The following is a 20,815-nucleotide window of genomic DNA, read 5'->3' as shown; positions in this document are numbered from 1 at the left end:
ATGCCCCGAACGATGTTCGAAAAGATCTGGGACGCGCACGTGGTGCGTGACGAGCCCGGAGAGGTGCCGATGCTCTACATCGACCGGCATCTCACGCACGAAGCGACGTCACCGCAGGCGTTCGCCGGCCTGCGGGCCCGGAAACTCCAGGTCCACCGCCCGGAGACGGTGGTCGCCGTGATCGACCACAACGTCCCCACGGTGCCGGGCCGCAGGCTCATCGATGTCGTGGACGACCAGAGCGTCATGTGCATCGAGACCATGGAGGAGAACGCGCGTGACTTCGGAGTCATGCTCCTCGACATGAACGACGAGGACCAGGGAATCGTCCACGTCGTCGGGCCCGAACTGGGCCTGTCACTGCCCGGCATGACGGTGGTGTGCGGCGACTCGCACACGTCGACGCACGGCGCCCTCGGCATCTTCGCCGTCGGCATCGGCACCAGCGAGGTCGAGCACGTACTGGCCACGCAGTGCCTCCTCCAGCAGAAGCCCAGGACGATGAACATCGAGATCGACGGTGTTCTCTCACCGGGCGTGACGGCGAAGGACATCGCCCTTGCCGTGATCCGCAAGCTCGGCACGGACGTCGGGACGCACCACGTCATCGAGTTCAGCGGCTCCGCCGTCCGCTCCCTCACGATCGAGGGCCGCATGACGCTGTGCAACATGGCGATCGAGGCCGGAGCGAGGGCGGGCATGGTCGCGCCCGACGACGTCACGATCGACTACGTGCGCGGGCGGCGGTTCGCACCTTCGGACGAGCTCTTCGAGCGTGCCGCGGAGCAGTGGAAGCAGCTCGCCAGCGATCCGGGCGCCCGCTTCGACGCCGAACACCACCTGAGCGTCGACGAGTTGGTCCCACAGGTCACGTGGGGCACCAACCCCGGCATGGTCGCCGACGTCACGGGAACGGTCCCCGACCCCGCGGCCGAGAGCGACCCGGCGACTCGCGCCGGGCTCGAACAGGCCTTGGAATACATGGGACTTGAGCCCGGTCAGCGCATCCAGGACGTCGGTGTCGACACGGTCTTCATCGGGTCCTGCACCAACTCGCGGCTGGAGGACCTTCGCGTCGCGGCGGGATACGCCGCAGGGAAGCGGGTCGCGGAGGGCGTGCGCGCCATCGTCGTCCCCGGCTCCATGAGCGTCCGCCGCCAGGCCGAGGAGGAAGGGCTGGCGGACATCTTCCGCGAGGCGGGCTTCGAGTGGCGCGAGGCCGGCTGCAGCATGTGCATCGCCATGAACGGCGACCGCCTCTCGCCGGGCGAGCGATGCGCGTCCACCAGCAACCGCAATTTCGAGGGGCGTCAGGGACGCGGAGGACGGACCCATCTCGTCAGCCCCGGCACGGCCGCCGCAACGGCGATAGCCGGCCGCTTCGCCGACGTCCGCGACCTGTAGAGAAAGGACCTCCTCCGTGGAGAAGTTCATCACGCATGACGGAATTGCCGTGCCGCTGGCGCGGACCAACGTGAACACGGACGACATCATTCCCGCGCGCTTCCTCAAGTCGGTTCGCCGCACGGGCTTCGGAATATCCCTGTTCGCCAACTGGCGGTACCTGGAGGACGGTCGCACGCCCGACCCGAAGTTCGTGCTGAACCAGCCGGGTTACGGGGACGCGAGCATTCTCGTGGCCGGCGAGAACTTCGGCTGCGGCTCCTCGCGCGAGCACGCCCCGTGGGCGCTGAGGGAGTACGGATTCCGCTGCATCATCGCCCCGAGCTTCGCGGACATCTTCCACAACAACTGCTTCAACAGCAGCATCCTCCCCATCGTGCTGGCGTCCTCCGAGGTCGACGCCCTCCTCGGCTCGCTGGAGCCGGGCACCTCCACCCTCCACGTCGACCTCCCGGAGCAGTCCGTGACGACCGGGGACGGAAGCACCTTCCGCTTCGAGATCGACCCCTTCAAGAAGAACTCGGTCATGGAGGGCCTCGACAGCATCGGCTGGTCGCTCTCCCACAAGGAGGAAATCCTCGCCTACGAAGAGCGCCGCAGGCAGGAGGTGCCCTGGCTCTTTCCCTGAAGGAGCGCGGCGGCAGGTCCGTGCACGGCCCCCGGTCGGGCGGGGTGACGAGGAACCCGCGAGAAGACCCGCAAGAACACATTTCGTCAAGATTCGCCCTGAGAAGAGAAGTTGGAGATTGCGATGGAGAGCAGCGAGATGAAGGTCCTCATCAACGACGAGGAGCAGTACTCCCTGTGGCCGGGCTACCTCGCGATTCCCGCGGGCTGGCGGGACACCGGAATCAGCGGCACGAAGGAGGAATGCCTCGTCTACGTGAAGGAGTCCTGGACCGACATGCGCCCCCGGAGCCTGCGCAAGCAGATGGAGGAGTCCGCGGGCAAGGTCCCCAGCGCGTAGGGGCCGTCCCACGCAAGCGAAATGGCCACCCGTCAGGAAGCCCGTAGCAGTGACGAAGGAGCAATTCATGGACGAGCTCGTCGAACGTCTCTCGGTCGAGGGGCGGAAAGTCGTCGTCGGCGGCCCTTCCCCGTCTGCGGGGGAGCTTCAGCAGCGCATCACGGAGATGGGGTACGTCTTCATCAAGTTCCCCGATTCGCGTGGAGGTACGAATCTGGGTGTGCGCGTCGACGAGACCGCCACTGACCTCGGCAACGCCGACTTCGCGAACGCCACCGGAAGCGTTCACCTGGAAGGGACGCTGACGCTGAACTACGTGAAGGTCCGCTGCGTGGCCGACATCGAGCTGTCGTCGCTCAGCGGGACCGGTCATGTGGTGGCGCTCGACGAGGTCTTCGCCGAGTAGCCGCCGCCCGTTCCCGGCCCGGCATCCGCCCGGCATGCCGGGCGCTCACGAGTTCCGCCGGTGACGCCGCTGCTCCGGCCGGAGGTGGGTCCTCGTGGCGGCGGACGACGGGTCTCCGTCCTCGTCCGCCGTCCGCAGGACCCGCCCGGCGTTCCACCGGGCCTGGGTGAGCCAGAGCGCCGGGGGACCGGGCTCCGCCCGGGAATACGCCTCCGCACCACCACGGAGCCCTCATACGGGCCGGCGACCCGTGACGCTGCTCAGGGAACGCTGCGGTGTGGCCTCACCGGCCCGGCCGGCCTGTTGCGTGCGAGCCCGCCCTCGGCGCCGGATCATGCGCCTCCTTCGAGCGAGGCGTCGACCAGCGCCGGGTCCAGCACGTGATCGGCGACCAGGCGCGCCAGGCCGACAGGGACGGCCTGCTCGCCCAGTGTTCCGGGCACGACGGTCAGGCCGGCGGTGCTGTGGCTCAGGGCGGTGGTGCGCACCTGGTGGCTGACCGCGTCGACCACCTTGGGGATCCGGCCGATCATGCCGCCGAGCACCAGCACCTTGGGGTTGAGCATGGAGATCAACATGGCCAGCACGTCGCCGACATGGCCACCGGCGGCGTCCAGGGCCTTGCCCACCCGAGGGTCGCCGGCCTCGTTCCGCCGCACGATCTCGTCCAGGCTGGGCAGGTCGAGTTCGCGCAGCAGGGCGTGCCCGGAGGAGTACGCGGCCAGGCAGCCCTGCAGCCCGCAGCGGCAGTCGGGCTGCCGTGACGAGGGGATCCTGATGTGCCCGATGTCGCCGGCCGCCCCGTCCTCTCCGCCGTGCAGCCGGCCGTCCACCACGAGGCCGGCGCCGATGCCGTTGGACCACTTCACCGCCAGCAGGGTGCCTGCGTCGTGGACGGTCGACTCGCCCAGGGCCAGTGCCCGCGCGTCGTTCTCCAGCAGCACCGGGACGTTCCACCGCTCCTGGATGCGCGCCTTGACGGGGTGACCGCTCCACTTCGGGATGATCCAGGCACGCTTCGGCAGCCCGGTGCCGGGGTCGATCGGTGCGGGCAGGCCCATGCCGATGCCGACCAGCCGTTCCTCCGGGGCGCCGCCGTCCAGCAACTCCGTGGCGAGATCCAGCAGCAGCCCCAGAGTTGTGTCGGCATCCGCCTCGTACATGTCCACCGGCAGCTGCCGGGACCGCAGTTCGCCGCCGTAGATGTCGGTGACGCTCACTCGCGCCCGGGTGTGGCCGACGTCGACGGTGAGGATCCGCAGGTGGCGGTCGTCGAACCGGATGAGCTGGGCCGGACGGCCCCGGGGTGCGGCGCGGGCTCCGGTCTCGTAGATCAGTCCGGCTGCAGCGAGCGGGCCGAGCCGCGCCAGAAGAGTCGGCCGGGACATGCCGGTGGTCTCGAGCAGCTGCTGGCGAGTCCAGCCGTCGCCCAATCTGATAACGGACAGGAGCTTTCCGGAGGTTGCAGCGGATGCTCGATATGGGGTGCTCTGTCCCGTTCCGTCTCCTTGCGGAGTATCCAATCTCGTCCCCCCTCTTGACGAGCCCGTGGCCCGCAGGTGTTACTAACGCAACCTCGATTTACGTAAGTGCATTTTACGTTATGCGCTTCTCACCTTCTCAGCTACCCATGGAGGCCGATGATGGCTGTCCACACCTCCCGGCGCTCCGTGCTCGGTGCCGGTCTCGGCGGCGCCGCCGCCGCCCTGCTCTCGGCTTGCGGCGGGGCGTCCACCACCGGGGCCGGCAATGGAGCCCTGAGCTTCCTGTCCACCCAGTTCAGTCCGGTCGAGGAGAAGCAGCGCTTCAAAGCGATCCTGAAAGACCGGGTCAAGGGCACCTCGGTCGCCTTCACCGCCGTCGAGGCGGGCGACTTCGCGACCACCCTCACCGCCCAGCTCAAGGCCAAGAAGCTGTCCGTCAGCCTACTCGGCGGGCTCCACGGCGATCTCGCCCCGTACGCCGACCAGTTGGCCGACACCGACGACCTGCTCGGCGAGCTGTCGGGGGCCGGTATCCCGCAACGGCTCACCGACATCGCCGCGTTCGGCGGCTCCAAGCCGAAGTACGTCCCGTGGATGCAGACCTCGTACGTACTCGCTGTCAACAAGAAGGCGTTGCAATGGCTGCCCAAGGGCGCCGACGTTCAGGACCTCACCTACGACCAGTTCCTCGACTGGATGACCGCCGGCAAGCGCGGCGCCGGACGGCCGATCTTCGGCATGCCGGCCGGGCCGAACGGGCTGTACCACCGGTTCTTCCAGGGCTTCCTGCTGCCCAGCTTCACGGGCGGCCAGGTCGTGCCGTTCCGCAGCCCGGACGCGGTGCAGGCATGGAAGTACATGAAGGACCTGTGGTCGGTCTCGGCCCCGGCGTCGACCAACTACGCCTACATGCAGGAGCCGTTGGCACGCGGTGAGGTACTGGTCGCCTGGGATCACCTCGCACGGCTGCTCGGCGCGCCGGCGAAGAACCCGGACGACTGGCAGATGGTGCCGGCGCCGCGCGGACCCAAGGGCCTGGGCTTCATGCTGGTGGTGGCCGGCCTCGGCATCCTGAAGGGCGCGCCGCGGCAGGACGACGCCCGCAAGGTGATCAAAGCGCTGTGCACCCCCGGCGCGCAGGGCGACGTCCTGAAGAAGAACGGATTCGCCCCCACTGTCGGCGGCAAGATGCCCAGCGGTCTTCCGGCCGCCATCGCCCTGGGGGCCGACGCCTTCTCCCGCCAGCAGGACGCCAAGGACGCCATCACCGCCCTGCCGCCCGTCGGCGTGGGGGCGAAGGACGGCGAGATATCCGAGGCCTTCAAGGAGTGCTTCACCCAGATCTGCTTGCAGGACAAGCCGATCCAGCCGGTACTCGACAGCCGGGCCAAGAAGCTCAACAGCCTGCTGTCAGAGGTGAAGGCGGAGTGCTGGGCACCGGACGAGGCTGTCGAGGGCAAGACCTGCCAGGTGGCGTGAGGTGGCCACGACGCTCCTGAAGCGCCGCCGCGGCTCGGGCCGTCCGCGCGGAGCGGTGGCCTCCCTCCTCGCCCCCTCCACCCTGTTCATGCTCGCGCTGTTCGTCTGGCCGCTCATCGTCGGCATCGGCCAGGCGGTGCACGGGCCGGACGGGTTCACCCTGGACAACCTGCGGACGATGACCGGCGACTCGCAGTTCTGGCCGTCGGTGCGCAACACCGTACTGCTGATCACCGTGGTGATCCCGCTCCAGTTCGCCTTCGCCATCTCGATGGCCCTGATGCTGCGTGCCCGGCCCCGGTTCTCCCAGTTGTGGTTCTACACCTGGGTCATCCCGCTGGCGATCAGCGACCTGGCGGCCGGGCTGGTCTGGCTGTCGATCTTCAGTGACCGCGGCTACCTCAACTCGGTGCTGCACGACCTGGGGCTGCCGACCTACTCCTGGCTCTCCTACCAGCACCCGCTGACCGTCTTCCTGTGCATCCTGGTCGCCGAGGTCTGGCGCGCCACCTCACTGGTCCTGGTCATCGTGGTGGCGGGGATGCAGGGCATCCCGAGGGACTACGAGGAGGCCGCCGAGGTGTTCGGCGCGACGTACTGGCAGCGGCTGCGCTACGTGCTGCTGCCGCAGCTGCGTCCCAGCCTCCAGGTCGCCCTGATCCTGCGCACCATCCTCGCCTTCCAGACCTTCGCCGTGGCGCAGGCCTTGACCGGCGACAACTTCCCGCTGCTCGTGGGCGAGACCTACCACTGGTACACCTCGCTCCAGAACCCGGACGTGGCGGCGGCCATCGCCCTGGTGGTCCTGGCGCTGTCCATGGTGACTTCGGTGGTCTACCTGCGGGCGTTGCGCGAACGTACTCCCAGGGGGAGCGCCCGATGACAGTTCAGCACTCCGAAGCCGAAGCCGAAGCCACTTGGTCCGCCGCCGGTCCGCGGACCACGGCCGAGCCGGGACGGCCGCGGCGCCGTCCCCGGGTCGCCCTGCACGTGGCCTGCGTCCTCGTCTCGCTGGCGATGACGGCACCGCTCTATCTGATCACGCTGGCCGCGTTCTCGACCCCCGAGACGCTCGACGCGTTCCCGCTCTCGCTGCTGCCCACCGACCTGTCGACGGCCACGATGCAGGCGTTCCTCAACTCCACCGGCGTGGTGGCCGGGCTGACGAACTCCCTCCAGGTCGGTCTGGCCTCGCTGGCGCTGTCCCTGGTGCTGGGCGTTCCGGCCGGCTACGCCCTGGCCCGCTACGCCTTCCGGGGGCGCGACGCGTACCAGCTGTTCATGCTGCTGACCCGGGCGCTGCCGATCGTGGTGCTCTCGGTCCCGCTGGCGCAGATGTTCCTCAACACCGGGCTGTACGACTCGACATATGCCGTGACGCTGCTGCACACCGCACTGGCGCTGCCCACCACGGTGCTGATCACCACCTCGGTTTTCGTCGCGGTGCCACGCGACCACGAAGAGGCGGCGACCGTCTTCGGGGCCTCACCGCTCGCGGGCTTCGCCCGCGTGGTGCTGCCGCAGGCTCTGCCCGGCATCGCTGCGGCGGCGCTGTTCACGTTCGTCACCTCCTGGAACGAGGTCCTCGGCGCCTCCATCCTCACCCTCGACCGCCGCACACTGCCCGCCCAGGTGCTCAGCGCGCTCAACAACTCACCTCTCACGTACCGGTACGCCGGCGGCTTCGCCCTCGTCATCCCCGCGCTGCTGTTCATCGCGCTGATGCGCCGGTACCTGCTGAACATGTGGGGCACGACCCTCCGTTAAGGAACGACATGACCGACATACACCTGCGCGGCATCCGGAAGACCTACCCCGGCACCAGCCGGCCCGCCACCGACGACGTCAGCCTGGACATCGCCGACGGCGAGCTGCTGGTCCTGGTCGGTCCGAGCGGTTGTGGGAAGACCACCCTGCTGCGCATGATCGCCGGACTGGAGAGCCCGGACGCCGGCACCATCAGCATCGGCGGCAGGGACGTGACCCAGGTGCCCGCCCGCCGGCGCAACATCTCGATGGTCTTCCAGTCCTACGCCATATTTCCGCACATGCGGGTCCGGCAGAACATCGGCTTCGGCCTCGCGATCGCCAAAGTTCCCAAGACGGAGATCGCGAAGCGGGTGGCCCGTGCTGCCGAACTGCTGAACCTCGGCGACTACCTGGACCGCTACCCCTCCCAGCTCTCCGGCGGGCAGCGCCAGCGAGTCGCGGTGGCCCGCGCCATCGTCGTCGACGCCGACGTGCTGCTCATGGACGAACCGCTGTCCAACCTCGACGCCCTGCTCCGCCTCCAGTTCCGGTCCGAGTTCAAGCGGATCGTGCAGCAGATAGGCACCACCACCGTCTACGTCACCCACGACCAGGCCGAGGCCCTCTCACTCGGCGACCGGGTGGCGGTGATGCGCGAGGGCCGCATCGCCCAGCTGGGCAGCCCGATCGACGTCTACGACCGGCCGTCCGACAGCTTCGTGGGCGGGTTCCTCGGCGCGCCCCCGATGAACTTCCTCCCGGTCCAGGTGGCGGACGGCCCGCCCGGCGCGGGCGCGACGTCCCGGCTGACGCTCGGCGACCTGAGCTGGCCCGCCCCGGGCCACCTCGCGTCCTTCGCCGGCCGACCGGTGCTGATGGGCGTGCGCGCCGAGAACATCGGGATCACCGCCGACCCGGGGACGGGCGGCGCGCTTCCCGCCGAGGTGGAGGTCGTCGAGCCGACTGGCTCCGCAGTCCTGCTCACCGTCCGGCTGGCCGGACACGAGGTGAAGGTCCAGGCCCCCGCCACCTTCCGCGCCGAACCAGGTTCGCGGGTGTTCCTGACCCTGCGCCCCGCGCACCTGCGCGCGTACGACCCCGAGAGTTCACTACTGCTGGAGGACGCCTGAAGTGGCTGCCCCGAACGAATCCGCGCCCAGGCTGGCCGCGCACGCCGCCTACGTGCTGCGCGCCAACGACACCGGAACGCTCACCACAGCGGCTCCCAAGCTCTATCCCCATCAGTGGAGTTGGGACGCGGCGTTCATCTCCATCGGCCTGGCCACGGTCTCCGTCCCACGCGCTGTCGCCGAACTCGAGGTGCTGCTGGCCGCCCAGTGGTCCACCGGCATGGTCCCGCACATCGTGTTCGCCCCCGGCACCGACTACTTTCCCGGGCCGGAGGTCTGGGACACCCGTAGGGCCGCCGCAGCACCGACGGGCGTTGAGACCTCGGGCATCTGCCAGCCCCCGGTGCACGCCATCGCCGTGCAGCAGGTGCTTCAGGCCGGGCGGCGGCTCGGCGGACCCGCCCGCGAGCAGGCCGAGGCGTTCGTGGCCCGCACCTTCGACCAATGGCTTGCCTGGCACCGCTGGCTCGCCCGGGTGCGCGACCCCGGGCAGCGCGGGCTGCTGGAGATCCACCACGGCTGGGAGTCCGGCATGGACAACTCCCCCCGCTGGGACGCCGCGTACTCCGCGATCCAGCCCACGGGTGACCCGTTGGTGCTGCGCCGTCACGACCTCGCGCACGTCACCGACGCCGACCAACGCCCGACGGACGCCGAGTACCAACGCTACCTGTGGCTGGTACGGCAGATGCGGGAGGTCGACTACGACGACGAGAAGGTGCGCGAGGCCGTCGACTTCCGCATGTCCGATGTGTTCATGTCCGCCATCATGGCGGTGGCCAGCGACGTCCTCGCCGAACTCGGCGACGGACTCGGCCGCGGCGACGACGCCGCCGAACTGCGTTCGCTGGCCGCCAGGTTCCGCACGGGCGTGCTGTCCTCCGTCTCCCCCGGCACCGGACTCGCCCGGGACCGCAACGTCGCGACAGGCGAGTGGGTCGACACCCGGACCATCGCCGGCTTCGCCCCCCTGATCAGCGGCGGCGACGAGGAGGTGATGCGCCGCCAACTCGACCTGTTCGCAGGTGAGCAGTGGTGCGGGCACCCCCGGCTGCGGTACGCCGTCCCGCCTTCCACCGCCCCTCACAGCGCCGACTTCAAACCCCGCTCCTACTGGCGCGGCCCGCAGTGGCCGGTGATCAACTGGCTGATGTACTGGGCGCTGTCGCGGCACGGCGCCACCGCTCTGGCCGACGCCATCCGCACCGAGTCGCTGCGCCAGCTGGGTGACCTGACCTTCGGGGAGTACTACGAGCCGTTCACCGGTGAGCCGTTGGGCAGCTTCAACCAGTCCTGGACCGCCGCGGTGGCGCTGGGCTGGTTGGGCCGGGAGTAGCACGCCGGCCGGAATCCGGGGCGGCGAGGCCGTCACGCGCCGACGGCCCGTGCCCGCGCTTCGGTCCGCCGGCGCGGCGAGTCTGATCGGCCGGAGCGCGTCGAAGGGGTCCCGCCACCGCACATGACCTGTGAAAAGCCGTCCTCTACGTGCGTAGAGGACGGCGTTCGCGTGCGCCCCCGGCAGGACTCGAACCTGCGGCCAAGCGCTTAGAAGGCGCCTGCTCTATCCACTGAGCTACGGGGGCCGGTCTCTCGGTCGCGGAGGGTGGGCGTGCCTCAGGGCGACCGTGGCCCGGTCAAGGATAGGGGCCCCCGTGGCTGGCGCTGCGTGCTTCACGTCCGCGACACCTTGTGGAGGTTCAGTGAAGCGTTCCCGATAATCGCAGGCTGGTGCGATTCGTGCAGCGGTTTTCGCTGTGAGCCGCACGGGTGTTGCTCAGTCGTTATGGCTGCGCCGGTCGGGACGGGCTCGACCTGTGGGTCACATGGTGCGAATGGCTCCCTTCGCGCCCGAAACCGATTGTTTTTGCCGCGCAGAACCGTGGATACGCTTCAAAAAGGAACCAAGTTTGGGCATTCTGCCCATGTGGCGATCTTGAACGTACGGCCTGAACTGCTCGACGCACTGTCGGCGCTCCGCGATGGCGTCGCCGCCGCACGCTTTCCGTTGCCGCTCCCCGGCGCAGACCGCGCGAGCCGCTGCCGGGACGAACTCCTCGCCCAGCTCGACGACTACCTCATGCCGCGACTGCGTGCCCCCAAGGCCCCGCTGCTCGCGGTGGTCGGCGGTTCCACGGGCGCCGGGAAGTCGACACTCGTCAACTCGCTCGTGGGGCGCAGGGTCAGCGAGGCGGGCGTGCTGCGTCCCACGACGCGTACGCCCGTGCTCGTCTGCCACCCCGAGGACGAGCACTGGTTCGCGGGGCAGCGTGTCCTGCCCCGCCTCAGCCGCGTATGGATGCCTCGCCAGGACGGGCCCGCGGCCGGCCCCGACGACGACGTGCTGGGCTGCTCGGCCGAGGAGCTGCTCGGCACCGACGACGGCCGGGAGGGGGAGGACGAGCGCCCCCTGCGCATCGAGACCGACACCGCCCTCCCGCCCGGCCTCGCGCTGCTCGACGCTCCCGACATCGACTCCCTCATCGCCTCCAACCGCGACCTCGCGGCCGAACTTCTCTGCGCCGCCGACATCTGGGTGCTGGTGACGACCGCCGCGCGCTATGCGGACGCGGTGCCGTGGCATCTACTGCGCACCGCGCGGGAGTACGACGTCACGCTCGTCACCGTCCTGGACCGGGTGCCGCACCAGATCGCCTCCGACGTGGCACGCCAGTACGGGTCGCTGCTGATCCGCGAGGGCCTGGCCGACGTTCCGCGCTTCACCGTCCCCGAACTGCCGGAATCCGCGGCGGGCTCGGGCCTGCTCCCGGCCACCGCCGTCGCCGGCCTGCGCAACTGGCTGACGCAGCGGGCCCTCGACCCGGCGGCGCGCGCGGTGGCGGGGCGCCGGACCGCGGCGGGGGCACTCGCATCGCTGCGCTCGCGCGTCGCGTCGCTGGCGAACGCCTCGGCCGCGCAGCACGCCGCCGCGATGCGGCTGACCGGGCACATCGACGAGGCCTACGAGACAGCCCGGGTGCGGGTGCGCCGGAACATCGCGGTCGGTGAACTCCTCGCCGGCGACGCGGCCGCGATCTGGCGCGGATTCCCCGTCGACAGTCGCGCCGAGGAAGTCCTGGACGCCTTCGAGACGGCGCTGACCACGCTCCTCGCCTCCTCCGTCGCCGCGGCCGACGAGCGCGTGGCCGACGCGTGGCGCCAGGACCCGGCCACGCCCGGCGCCGAGATCACGGCCATCGCCACCGGACAGGCGGTACGCGGCAGGGGAGCCGGTCAGGACGCCGCCGACGGACGGGGCCGGATGAACCTGCTCGTACGGCGCTGGCGCCGCTGCCTCGAGGAACTGTGCGAGGAGGAAGCGCGCGCCGTGGACCACGGGTTCGGGCGCGACGCGGAGGAGGCCGCGGCGATGCTGGCGACGGCGCTCGTGGGCGGAGGCCGGGCCGCCGGCGCGTACCGCAGCCTCGCGGGCGCCTTCGGGGAGCCGAGCGCCCGGCGCCTGCGCGAGTGCGGCATCCGGCTGCTGGCGACGTACGTCGAGCGGGCGCTGTACGGGGAGCGCGACAGGCGTCTGGCACCGCTGGACGCGCTCGAGGCCGGGCCTGAACCGCAGGTCGATCTCATCGCCGCGCTGTCGGTGCTGCGCAAGGCGGAGGCGGCGGCGCGGTCGGAACCCGAAGCACGGAAGTTGTCGCAGTCGCAGACGGAGAGGTGACCGAAGTGTCCACAGCGGATGTCCGGGCCGACGGCACGTGCGATGAGGAACAGACCGCTCCCGCGTCTCACGCCCCGGACCGCGGTCCGGGACACGGCGCCCAACAGGGAACGCAACCCGCACCGGCCGGCGGACCCCACGGCTCCGGCGAAGCGGGCGAGGGCAACGAGTCCGCGGGCGCGGGCGAGGAGCGGGCCTGGGACGACGGGCTGATCGCCCGCCGGGCCCCCGGCGAGCGGCAGGGACGGTCGAGGGCCGCCGCGCTGTGGGGAACGGAACCCGAGCCGGAACCGCCGGAGGACCTGGCAGGCGGACGGAGCTCCGCAGGCCGCGGTGGTGACACGGGCGCCGCCGCCGGGACCCGGGAGCCTTCCCTGAGGGGGAAGCTGCCGGACCAGACCATGACGGGTTGGCCGATGAGGGACACACACCCCCACGAGTTGTACGAGAGCCAGGCGTCGGGCGTGCAGAGCGAACTGGGCCGCCGTATGGCAGCCCTGCGGAGACTTGTCGACCTGTCGAGAACGCGCCTTCCCAGGCAGCTGCTCGCAGAGGCCGACCGCGTACTCGACGCCGCCGACGCGCGCGAGCGGCTCTCCCGCAGATACACCACCGTCGCGATCGCGGGAGCCACGGGAAGCGGCAAGTCGTCCCTCTTCAACGCCCTTGCCGGAACGCGTCTCTCGCAGGCCGGCATGCGCCGGCCGACGACGGCCACACCCGTCGCCTGTTCCTGGGAGGTGCCCGGAGCGGGCCCCGCCGACGGGCTCCTGGACCGTCTCGGCATCCCGCCGTCCACGCGCCGCCTGATGCGCCCGGAGTCCGACTGGAGAGGGCGGATCGACGAGGGGGCGCGCAGCGAGCTGGAAGGGCTCATCCTGATCGACCTCCCCGATCACGACTCGGCGGCGGAGGGCCACCGGGAACAAGTGGAGCGGCTGCTGCGGCTCGTCGACGCGGTCGTGTGGGTGGTCGACCCCGAGAAGTACGCGGATGCCGTGCTGCACGAGCGCTACTTGCGCCCCCTGGCCGGATACGCCGAGGTCACATTCATCGTCCTGAACCAGACCGACCGGCTGCCCGGCGACGCGACGGGCGCCGTCCTCAACGACCTGCGGCGGCTTTTGGACGAGGACGGGATGGCCCTCGGTGAGCACGGCGAGCCGGGCGCGCGCGTGCTGGCGACTTCGGCGCTGGCCGGGGAGGGGATCGACGAACTCCGCAAGGAACTCGCAGCTTTCGTGGCCGAGCGCAGGGCCGCCTCGCTGCGGCTGAGCGCCGACCTGGACGTCGTGGTGCAGCGGCTGAGGCCGTCGTACGAGACGACGGGACCCGTGACGGCGGCGAACTCCCCGACGGGCCTCACGGAGGACGTGCGGGAGGTCTTCTCCGACCAACTCGCCCGCGCGGCAGGCGCGGTGGTCGCAGGACAGGCCGCAGAACGGGCGTGGCTGCGGCACGCCGAACGGGCCTGCGGAACCCCGTGGGCGCAGCTGCGGCACCGCTGCGAGGCACGCCGCTCCCGCAAGAAGGCCGCTGCCCTCGCGGCGGCCGGGAGCACCGCCGGCCCTGCCGCGGAGTCCGCGGCCGACGGCGGCGACGTCTCCGGTGAGGCTCCGGGCGGCGTCTCCGGCGGCACAGCCGGTGAGGCGCACGGTGACCAGCACCTCGACGTGCCCAGCGAGGTGCTCGAGCAGTACGGGGCCGACGAGGACGCCTCGGCCGTGCACGGGGCGCCGGCGGACGGTGGCGCCCCGCACCGGGTGGCGCGGCCCGTGGTGGCCCATGCGGTGCGCACGGTGGTCGACCAGGCAGCGTCCGGGCTGCCCGAGACCTGGCGAAGGTCGGTGCGGGACGCCGCCTGGCGCGGCGCCGCCGGACTGCCCGAGGCGCTGGACGAGATGCTGCGTGAGGGGACCGAGCCGGACGGCTGGAGCTCCCACGGCGGGGCGTCCGGAAGCAGGAGGGCCGAGTACGCGGAGGCGGCTGCCCCGGAGGCGGTGGGCCCGGCGGCGCCCCGCCGCCCGTTCTGGTGGAACCTCGCGCTCGTGGCGCAACTGGTCCTGCTGCTGGCCCAGCTGGCGGGCGCGGCGTGTCTGGCGGGAACGACGCTGGGAGTGGACCTCGTCGCGCAGTGGGTGGGCGTTGCGCTCCTCCTCGGAGGTGTGCTCGCCGGTTCTCTCCTGTCGTGGGGATGCAGGTTCGCCGCCCGCGGTCCCGCGGCCGAGCACGGCAGGCGTGAGGAGTGGCGGCTGAGGCGGCTGGTGACGGGGTGCGGTCAGGTGCATGTGCTGGAACCCGTCGCCGCGGAGCTGCTGCGCTACCGGGAGGTGCGCGAGCAGTACGTCATCGCCGCGGGCGAGGGCACGGCGCTGTAGCGGGGCCGGGGCCGGGCCCGGTGGGCCGCCGCACGAGTCCCGGCAAACCGGCCTCCAGAGCCGGTTGAAACCTCGTGCGGGTGACCCAGTTGTCCACAACTCTCAGGTATTCCCCAGATCAGAGCTGTTTTTTCCGTGCTTTCCGTGATCGGTGCAAGCTGGATCCACCCCGGCGGAACGAGCGCCGGGGGCGACCAGCTGCCGGTGGAATCCGGGGGCGACCAGCCGCCGGTGAAATGCAGTCATGCCGGCGCGGAAGGCTCTGAAGAGGGGGCGTATGAACGAGACGCATGTGACGGTCGTGGGGAACGTCGCGACGCGGGTCGAGTTCAGGACGACGGCGTCGGGCGTGCCGCTGGCCCGGTTCAGGCTCGCCAGCACGGTGCGGCGATTCGACCCGCAGGAGCGCGTCTGGTCCGACGCCGGTACGAGCTTCTACACGGTCTGGGCCCGCAGGGGGCTCGCCGAGAACGTGGCCTCCTCGGTGATGGTCGGTGAACCGGTCATCGTGACCGGTCAGTTCCGCATCCAGGAGTCCGCGCGCGACGGGCAGCACTACGTCTCCGCGGAGCTCTCCGCCTCGTCGGTCGGGCACGATCTCTCGCGCGGCACATCGGCCTTCGTGCGGGTCTCACCGGCCCGGCGGGGTCTCACCGGCAACGGCCGGAGCGCTGCGGGCGACGAGTCCCTGCCCGGCGTTCCGGAGCCTGCCGCGGACGTAGCGGAGCCCAATGTTCCAGGTCAGTCGGCCGGGCCTTGATCGTCCCGGTCCGCCGGATTCGCAGATAACGATTGCGAGTCGGAACGCTTGAACGGCCGGATCTGCGGGGACCGGGCGCCATCCGCTCCCTACGATCCCCCGCGTGGCTGACGGGGTTTCAGTGCTTGCGGCGGGACAGCACGACGCGACCATCCGGTCACTGCGGTGACCGCTCAACTGTCGTGCCAGTGCCGCCCGGAGGGGAATTTCATGAGGTTCGTGCGCGGAGTCGTGACCGTCATGGGCGGGCACAGGGCCGCACGTGCGGTGCGAGGTTCTGCCGCCGCACTGCTGACCGCCGTTCTGCTTGCCGCAGGCGTGACGGCCACGGCTGCTCCGGCCGCCGCGGCGACCGGTGACGAGCCGTCACGGCAGGGTGGTGCCACTGCGACTCTGGAGGGGCTGAAGACCTACGGCCAGGCAGTCGTCCACGAGCGTGGCGAGGAGCTGACCACCGGCGCCGGGCTTTTCGAGATGGCCGTCGACGGGGGCGGCAGGCTGCAGACCTACGGTCTCGACGTGGACAACCCCACGCAGCAGCACGCGCGTTACGGCGAGACGGACTGGGGCCGTACGTCGCTGTACGACAACCCCGACGCCGGCAAGATCCTCTGGATACTCAGGCACTCCTACCCGCAGGTGGACGACCTGGGGGCTCTCGCGAAGACGTCCCGCGCGGGGAAGCTGTCGCCGCAGACTGCGGCCGCGGGCACGCAGGTGGCGATATGGCGCTTCACGGACGGCCGGGCGGAAGGCCCCGGCAAGAGCGGCGGCGTCCGCATCGACGCGGTCGATCCCGCCGCCGCGAAGCTGGCCGATCACCTGGAGCGGTCGGCCCGGCGGATGGCGGAGCCCGAGGCGTCGCTGTCCCTCGGCCCTGAGAGCCTGGCCCGGCGAAGCGGCAGCCGGCTCGGCCCCTTCACGGTGCGTACCGGAGCGCCCGGGGTCTCCGTCTCGCAGACGCCCGGCTCCGACTCGCCGGGCGCCCGGATCGTGGGCCGCGACGGCAAGCCGGTGACCTCGGTGCGGGACGGCGCCGAGCTGTACCTCGAAGTGCCGGAGGAACGGCGGAACGGTGAGGGCTCGCTGACGGTGCAGGCCGCTACGAAGGTGCCGGTCGGGCGTGCGTTCACGGGCGTGGGCGGTCATGTCGCGAGCCAGGCGCAGATCCTCGCCGGGTCCAGCCGGTCGGCGCTCTCCGCGAGTGCAACGGTCAAGTGGTCGAAGGGCGGAGCGATACCCGCCGTGCAGGCGGAGAAGAGCTGTGCCGGGGAGGGCGTGACCTTCACCGTCGCCAACGCCGGTGAGCGCTCGTTCCGCTTCCGGCTCGCCGGCCGCGAGCACGCGGTCGCGGAGGCGAGCAGCCGGACGTTCACGGTGCCGGTGGGGGAGGACCAGCCGTACCGGATTCCGCTCAAGGGCCGGCACGGCGTGACGAGGTACTTCACGGGCGTGCTGGACTGCGCCACCAAGAGCTCGGTGCCCGTCGCGGCGGCCGGAACGGACGCCGAGGGGGCGTCGCAGCTGCGGACGGCCACGGTGGGCGGCGGGACGGCGGTCGGCGGGGCCGCGGGAGGCGATCTCGCCGAGACCGGCGCGAGCGGCACCGTGCTGATGGCCGGCACGGCGGTCGGCCTCGTGGTGCTCGGCGCGTTGGGCGTGCTGGCGGTCCGCAGGAAGAATCCGGACGACGGCGGCGTTCACCCAATGTGAGCCGGCGCCCGCCCATGGCGGCAGCCGCAAGCTTGTGCATCATTCCGCCCCGTTTCGGGGTGCGGGCCCTTGTGCGGCAAGATGGGTGCCGTATGCCCATGCGGCGCAGCCGCACACCGAAAACTACTGACTGCCGGACGGTTCCTCTTGGCTGAGTACATCTACACCCTTCGCAAGGCGCGCAAGGCGCACGGAGACAAGGTGATCCTTGACGACGTCACCTTGAGCTTCCTGCCCGGCGCGAAGATCGGTGTCGTGGGACCGAACGGCGCCGGCAAGTCGACGGTGCTCAAGATCATGGCGGGGCTCGACCAGCCCTCCAACGGCGACGCACAGCTCGCTCCCGGCTACACCGTGGGCATCCTGCTCCAGGAGCCGCCGCTCGACGAGTCGAAGACCGTTCTGGAGAACGTCGAGGCCGGCGTCGCCGAGACCAAGGGCAAGCTCGACCGTTTCAACGAGATCGCCGAGCAGATGGCGACCGAGTACACGGACGAGCTCATGGAGGAGATGGGCAAGCTCCAGGAGCAGCTCGACCACTCCAACGCGTGGGACCTGGAGTCCCAGCTCGAACAGGCCATGGACGCCCTGGGCTGCCCGCCCGGCGACTGGTCCGTCACCACCCTCTCCGGCGGTGAGAAGCGCCGCGTCGCGCTGTGCAAGCTCCTGCTGGAACAGCCCGACCTGCTCCTCCTCGACGAGCCCACCAACCACCTGGACGCCGAGTCCGTCCAGTGGCTGGAGCAGCACCTCGCGCAGTACCCGGGCACCGTCGTCGCCATCACCCACGACCGGTACTTCCTGGACAACGTCGCCGGCTGGATCATGGAGCTCGACCGCGGCCGCGCCATCGGCTACGAGGGCAACTACTCCACGTACCTGGAGAAGAAGCAGTCCCGCCTGAAGGTCGAGGGCCAGAAGGACGCCAAGCGCGCGAAGCGGCTCAAGGACGAGCTGGAGTGGGTCCGCTCCAACGCCAAGGGCCGGCAGGCGAAGTCCCGGGCCAGGCTGACCCGTTACGAGGAGATGGCCGCCGAGGCGGAGAAGACCCGGAAGCTGGACTTCGAGGAGATCCAGATCCCGCCGGGCCCGCGCCTGGGCAACGTCGTCGTCGAGGTCGAGCACCTGAGCAAGGCCTTCGGCGACAAGGTCCTCATCGACGACCTCTCCTTCACGCTTCCGCGCAACGGCATCGTGGGGGTGATCGGTCCGAACGGCGCGGGCAAGACGACGCTGTTCAAGATGATCCAGGGCTTCGAGGAGCCGGACTCCGGCGTCATCAAGGTCGGCGACTCGGTCAAGATCTCCTACGTCGACCAGAGCAGGGCGAACATCGACGGCAAGAAGACGCTGTGGGCCGTCGTCTCCGACGAGCTGGACTACATCAACGTCGGCCAGGTCGAGATGCCTTCACGCGCGTACGTGTCGGCCTTCGGCTTCAAGGGCCCCGACCAGCAGAAGCCCGCGGGTGTGCTGTCCGGCGGTGAGCGCAACCGGCTGAACCTGGCACTCACGCTCAAGCAGGGCGGCAACCTGCTCCTGCTCGACGAGCCGACCAACGACCTCGACGTCGAGACGCTCTCCTCACTGGAGAACGCGCTGCTGGACTTCCCCGGCTGCGCCGTGGTCGTCTCCCACGACCGCTGGTTCCTCGACCGCGTCGCCACACACATCCTCGCCTACGAGGGCGACTCCAAGTGGTTCTGGTTCGAGGGCAACTTCGAGGCCTACGAGAAGAACAAGATCGAGCGGCTGGGCCCGGACGCCGCGCGCCCGCACCGCGCCACGTACAAGAAGCTCACCCGCGGCTGAGGCAGGCTGATCGGTTCACGTGCGTCACACATACCAGTGCCCCCTGCGCTGGTCGGACATGGATGCCTACGGGCACGTCAACAACGTCGTCCACCTCCGCTACCTGGAGGAGGCGCGGATCGACTTCATGTTCCGGCTGGCGGGGGAGGCGGTGGCCGCCAAGGACGAGTCGGCACCGTTCAAGGCCGGATGCGTGGTGGCCCGGCACGAGATCGACTACCTGAAGCCGCTCTTCCACCGGTACGAGCCGGTCACGGTCGAGACCTGGGTGACGAAGCTGAACGCGGCCTCGGCCACCATCGCCTACGAGATCAAGGACGCGGGGACGGTCTACGTGCGGGCCGAGACCGTCATCGTCCCCTACGACCTGGAGAAGGAGCACCCACGCCGGCTCACCGCCGGCGAACGGGCGTTCCTGGAGGGCTACTTCGATGACAGCGCGGCCGCGCCTCGTATTCGCTGACCCGGGCGAGGCCGCGGGCCTCGACGCCTTTCTCAAGCGGCTGCTGCGCTGGGAGAAGGCCGCCGCCGTCCGCATCCAGGCCTGGAACGGCGTCGTCGGCTTCTTCGCCAAGCCCGCCCGGTTCGAGGTGCTGGCGGTGCGCACGGCCCGGCTGCTGGAGTCGGCGGAGGCCGACACGACCGTCTCGGCGGGGGAACTCCTGGAAGGCGTCGACGAGTCGGCCGAGGCCTTCACGGTGCCCGCGGCGGTGACCGGCCCGCCGTGGGCGGGCGTCCTGCCGCCGCGCGGAGGCTGGGAAGTCTTCGGCGAGGTCCCCGCGGACGCGGTGCGGGCGGTCGCCGCGGCCGCTGTCGGCGAATTCCGCGAGCGTGCCGAGAAGCTGGGCCCGCGGGAGCGCACCCGCGAGACGCTCGACGCGCTCGCCGAGGAGATCTGGTCGCGGCCGCTGGGCAGGACTCAGATGCCGCTGCGCGCCGCGCACGCGGCGCACGCGCTGGGTCTCCTCACGGGCGAGGGGCCGCTGAAGCTTCTCCGGGCCGGTTCATGGCTGCGGCTGCGCACGCCCGCCGGTTCGGTGGCGGTGCGCAGCGGCGGCGACAAGGCGCCGGGGCTGAGCGTCACCCCCGTCTGATCCCGTCCGCGGCCGCTGCCGGCCGGTGCGTCCCGGTCGCCTGTCCGCTCCGCTCGTGCGCGGCTTCCGGTGAACGGGGCGCTCAGTCGGGGGAGTTGACCATGGACCCGGCCGCGTACACGAGGTAGTTCCACAGCTGACGCTCGTGCTCGGGTGCGAGGTCGAGGCTGTCGACCGCGTCCCGCATGTGCTTCAGCCACGCGTCGTGGGCGGCGCGGTCGACCTTGAACGGTACGTGCCGCATGCGCAGCCGCGGATGTCCCCGCTGGTCGCTGTAAGTGCGTGGGCCGCCCCAGTACTGGATGAGGAAGAGGGTCAGCCTCTCCTCGGCGGGGCCGAGGTCCTCCTCCGGGTACATGGGCCGCAGCAGCGGGTCCTCGGCGACGCCCTGGTAGAAGCGGTGCACGAGCCGCCGGAAGGTCTCCTCGCCTCCGACCTGCTCGTAGAAGGTCTGCGTCTGCAAGCTGCCGCGCGGAATCTCCATCACGTCCCCCATGGTCGCAGATTGCTCCGTGCCGTCGTGTGGCGTCGTTCCGGCCTCCTCGGTCCGGGCGGCCGGGCGCCCGGGGGCGGGCGGGGACGGCTTTCCGACGAGGGAAGCGCGAGGTCGTGCCTTGCCGGTGCTCCGCGCTCCCGTTCGGCCACCACACGCGGCGGCACCCGTCCCCGCCGGGGAACGGGCGCCGCGTGCTTGGTCTGTCGCTGCGTACTGGAGGCGCCGCGTGTGTGGTCTGCCGCTGCGCACCGGAGGGGCCGCGCGCCCGGT

The 20,815-nt window shown here is 70.7% G+C and carries 18 protein-coding genes and 1 tRNA gene; 16 read left to right on the top strand and 3 right to left on the bottom strand.

The window, feature by feature from the left end:
• The 4 genes from leuC (at position 1) to EV375_RS08400 (ending at position 2,777) form a co-directional block, all read left to right on the top strand.
• Positions 1-1,404, top strand: coding sequence for a 3-isopropylmalate dehydratase large subunit (gene leuC, locus EV375_RS08415; protein ID WP_130298887.1), 1,404 nt, complete (start codon positions 1-3; stop codon positions 1,402-1,404).
• A 16-nt stretch (positions 1,405-1,420) separates the two neighbouring features.
• On the top strand, positions 1,421-2,032 hold the full coding sequence (leuD, locus tag EV375_RS08410; protein ID WP_130298886.1) for a 3-isopropylmalate dehydratase small subunit: 612 nt from the start codon (positions 1,421-1,423) through the stop codon (positions 2,030-2,032).
• Between the two features lie 123 nt (positions 2,033-2,155).
• Positions 2,156-2,371: an MbtH family NRPS accessory protein gene (locus EV375_RS08405; protein ID WP_130298885.1), complete on the top strand. Its 216-nt coding sequence runs from the start codon at positions 2,156-2,158 to the stop codon at positions 2,369-2,371.
• Between the two features lie 67 nt (positions 2,372-2,438).
• Positions 2,439-2,777, top strand: coding sequence for an MbtH domain protein (locus EV375_RS08400; RefSeq protein ID WP_130298884.1), 339 nt, complete (start codon positions 2,439-2,441; stop codon positions 2,775-2,777).
• Positions 2,778-3,109: 332 nt separating this feature from the next.
• Here EV375_RS08400 and EV375_RS08395 read toward each other — a convergent pair whose 3' ends face one another.
• The gene (locus tag EV375_RS08395) at positions 3,110-4,210 is read right to left on the bottom strand and encodes an ROK family protein (protein WP_165434698.1); all 1,101 of its coding nucleotides are present in this window, start codon (positions 4,208-4,210) and stop codon (positions 3,110-3,112) included.
• Positions 4,211-4,420: 210 nt separating this feature from the next.
• Here EV375_RS08395 and EV375_RS08390 point away from each other — a divergent pair, with 210 nt between their 5' ends.
• The 5 genes from EV375_RS08390 to ggh are packed head-to-tail and all read left to right on the top strand — an operon-like array spanning position 4,421 to position 9,955.
• The gene (locus EV375_RS08390) at positions 4,421-5,740 is read left to right on the top strand and encodes an extracellular solute-binding protein (RefSeq protein WP_130298882.1); all 1,320 of its coding nucleotides are present in this window, start codon (positions 4,421-4,423) and stop codon (positions 5,738-5,740) included.
• Position 5,741: 1 nt separating this feature from the next.
• Positions 5,742-6,623 carry a carbohydrate ABC transporter permease gene (locus tag EV375_RS08385; protein WP_207228020.1) on the top strand — a complete coding sequence of 294 codons (882 nt, stop codon included), beginning with the start codon at positions 5,742-5,744 and terminating at the stop codon, positions 6,621-6,623.
• The gene (locus EV375_RS08380) at positions 6,620-7,507 is read left to right on the top strand and encodes a carbohydrate ABC transporter permease (protein WP_130298881.1); all 888 of its coding nucleotides are present in this window, start codon (positions 6,620-6,622) and stop codon (positions 7,505-7,507) included. The genes EV375_RS08385 and EV375_RS08380 overlap by 4 nt, the downstream gene beginning before the upstream one ends.
• An 8-nt stretch (positions 7,508-7,515) precedes the next feature.
• Positions 7,516-8,619: an ABC transporter ATP-binding protein gene (locus tag EV375_RS08375; RefSeq protein WP_130298880.1), complete on the top strand. Its 1,104-nt coding sequence runs from the start codon at positions 7,516-7,518 to the stop codon at positions 8,617-8,619.
• 1 nt (position 8,620) lies between these two features.
• Entirely contained in the window at positions 8,621-9,955 is a 1,335-nt protein-coding gene (gene ggh, locus EV375_RS08370; protein ID WP_130298879.1) for a glucosylglycerate hydrolase, read from the top strand.
• A 174-nt stretch (positions 9,956-10,129) separates the two neighbouring features.
• On the opposite strand, the gene EV375_RS08365 is transcribed toward ggh, so the two are convergent.
• Positions 10,130-10,202 (bottom strand) — tRNA-Arg (locus tag EV375_RS08365).
• A 341-nt stretch (positions 10,203-10,543) separates the two neighbouring features.
• Here EV375_RS08365 and EV375_RS08360 point away from each other — a divergent pair.
• From EV375_RS08360 to EV375_RS08330, 7 genes are all read left to right on the top strand, one after another.
• A complete protein-coding gene (locus EV375_RS08360) occupies positions 10,544-12,292 on the top strand; it encodes a P-loop NTPase family protein (protein ID WP_486588365.1) in 1,749 nt (582 codons plus the stop codon).
• A gap of 416 nt (positions 12,293-12,708) precedes the next feature.
• A complete protein-coding gene (locus EV375_RS08355) occupies positions 12,709-14,670 on the top strand; it encodes a GTPase (protein ID WP_486588714.1) in 1,962 nt (653 codons plus the stop codon).
• Positions 14,671-14,947: 277 nt separating this feature from the next.
• Complete coding sequence (locus tag EV375_RS08350; protein WP_130298877.1) at positions 14,948-15,430, top strand: single-stranded DNA-binding protein; 483 nt, start codon at positions 14,948-14,950, stop codon at positions 15,428-15,430.
• Between the two features lie 210 nt (positions 15,431-15,640).
• Complete coding sequence (locus EV375_RS08345; RefSeq protein ID WP_486588364.1) at positions 15,641-17,143, top strand: thioester domain-containing protein; 1,503 nt, start codon at positions 15,641-15,643, stop codon at positions 17,141-17,143.
• A 147-nt stretch (positions 17,144-17,290) separates the two neighbouring features.
• A complete protein-coding gene (ettA, locus tag EV375_RS08340; RefSeq protein WP_130298876.1) occupies positions 17,291-18,955 on the top strand; it encodes an energy-dependent translational throttle protein EttA in 1,665 nt (554 codons plus the stop codon).
• A 19-nt stretch (positions 18,956-18,974) separates the two neighbouring features.
• A complete protein-coding gene (locus tag EV375_RS08335) occupies positions 18,975-19,418 on the top strand; it encodes an acyl-CoA thioesterase (protein ID WP_486588363.1) in 444 nt (147 codons plus the stop codon).
• A complete protein-coding gene (locus EV375_RS08330) occupies positions 19,387-20,049 on the top strand; it encodes a DUF8185 domain-containing protein (protein WP_130298875.1) in 663 nt (220 codons plus the stop codon). The genes EV375_RS08335 and EV375_RS08330 overlap by 32 nt, the downstream gene beginning before the upstream one ends.
• A gap of 82 nt (positions 20,050-20,131) precedes the next feature.
• Here EV375_RS08330 and EV375_RS08325 read toward each other — a convergent pair whose 3' ends face one another.
• Entirely contained in the window at positions 20,132-20,545 is a 414-nt protein-coding gene (locus tag EV375_RS08325) for a globin (RefSeq protein ID WP_130298874.1), read from the bottom strand.
• Positions 20,546-20,815: the final 270 nt, after the last annotated feature.

This window comes from Streptomyces sp. CNZ301 (genome assembly GCF_004217425.1).
This window is presented reverse-complemented; position numbering and strand designations above follow the sequence as displayed.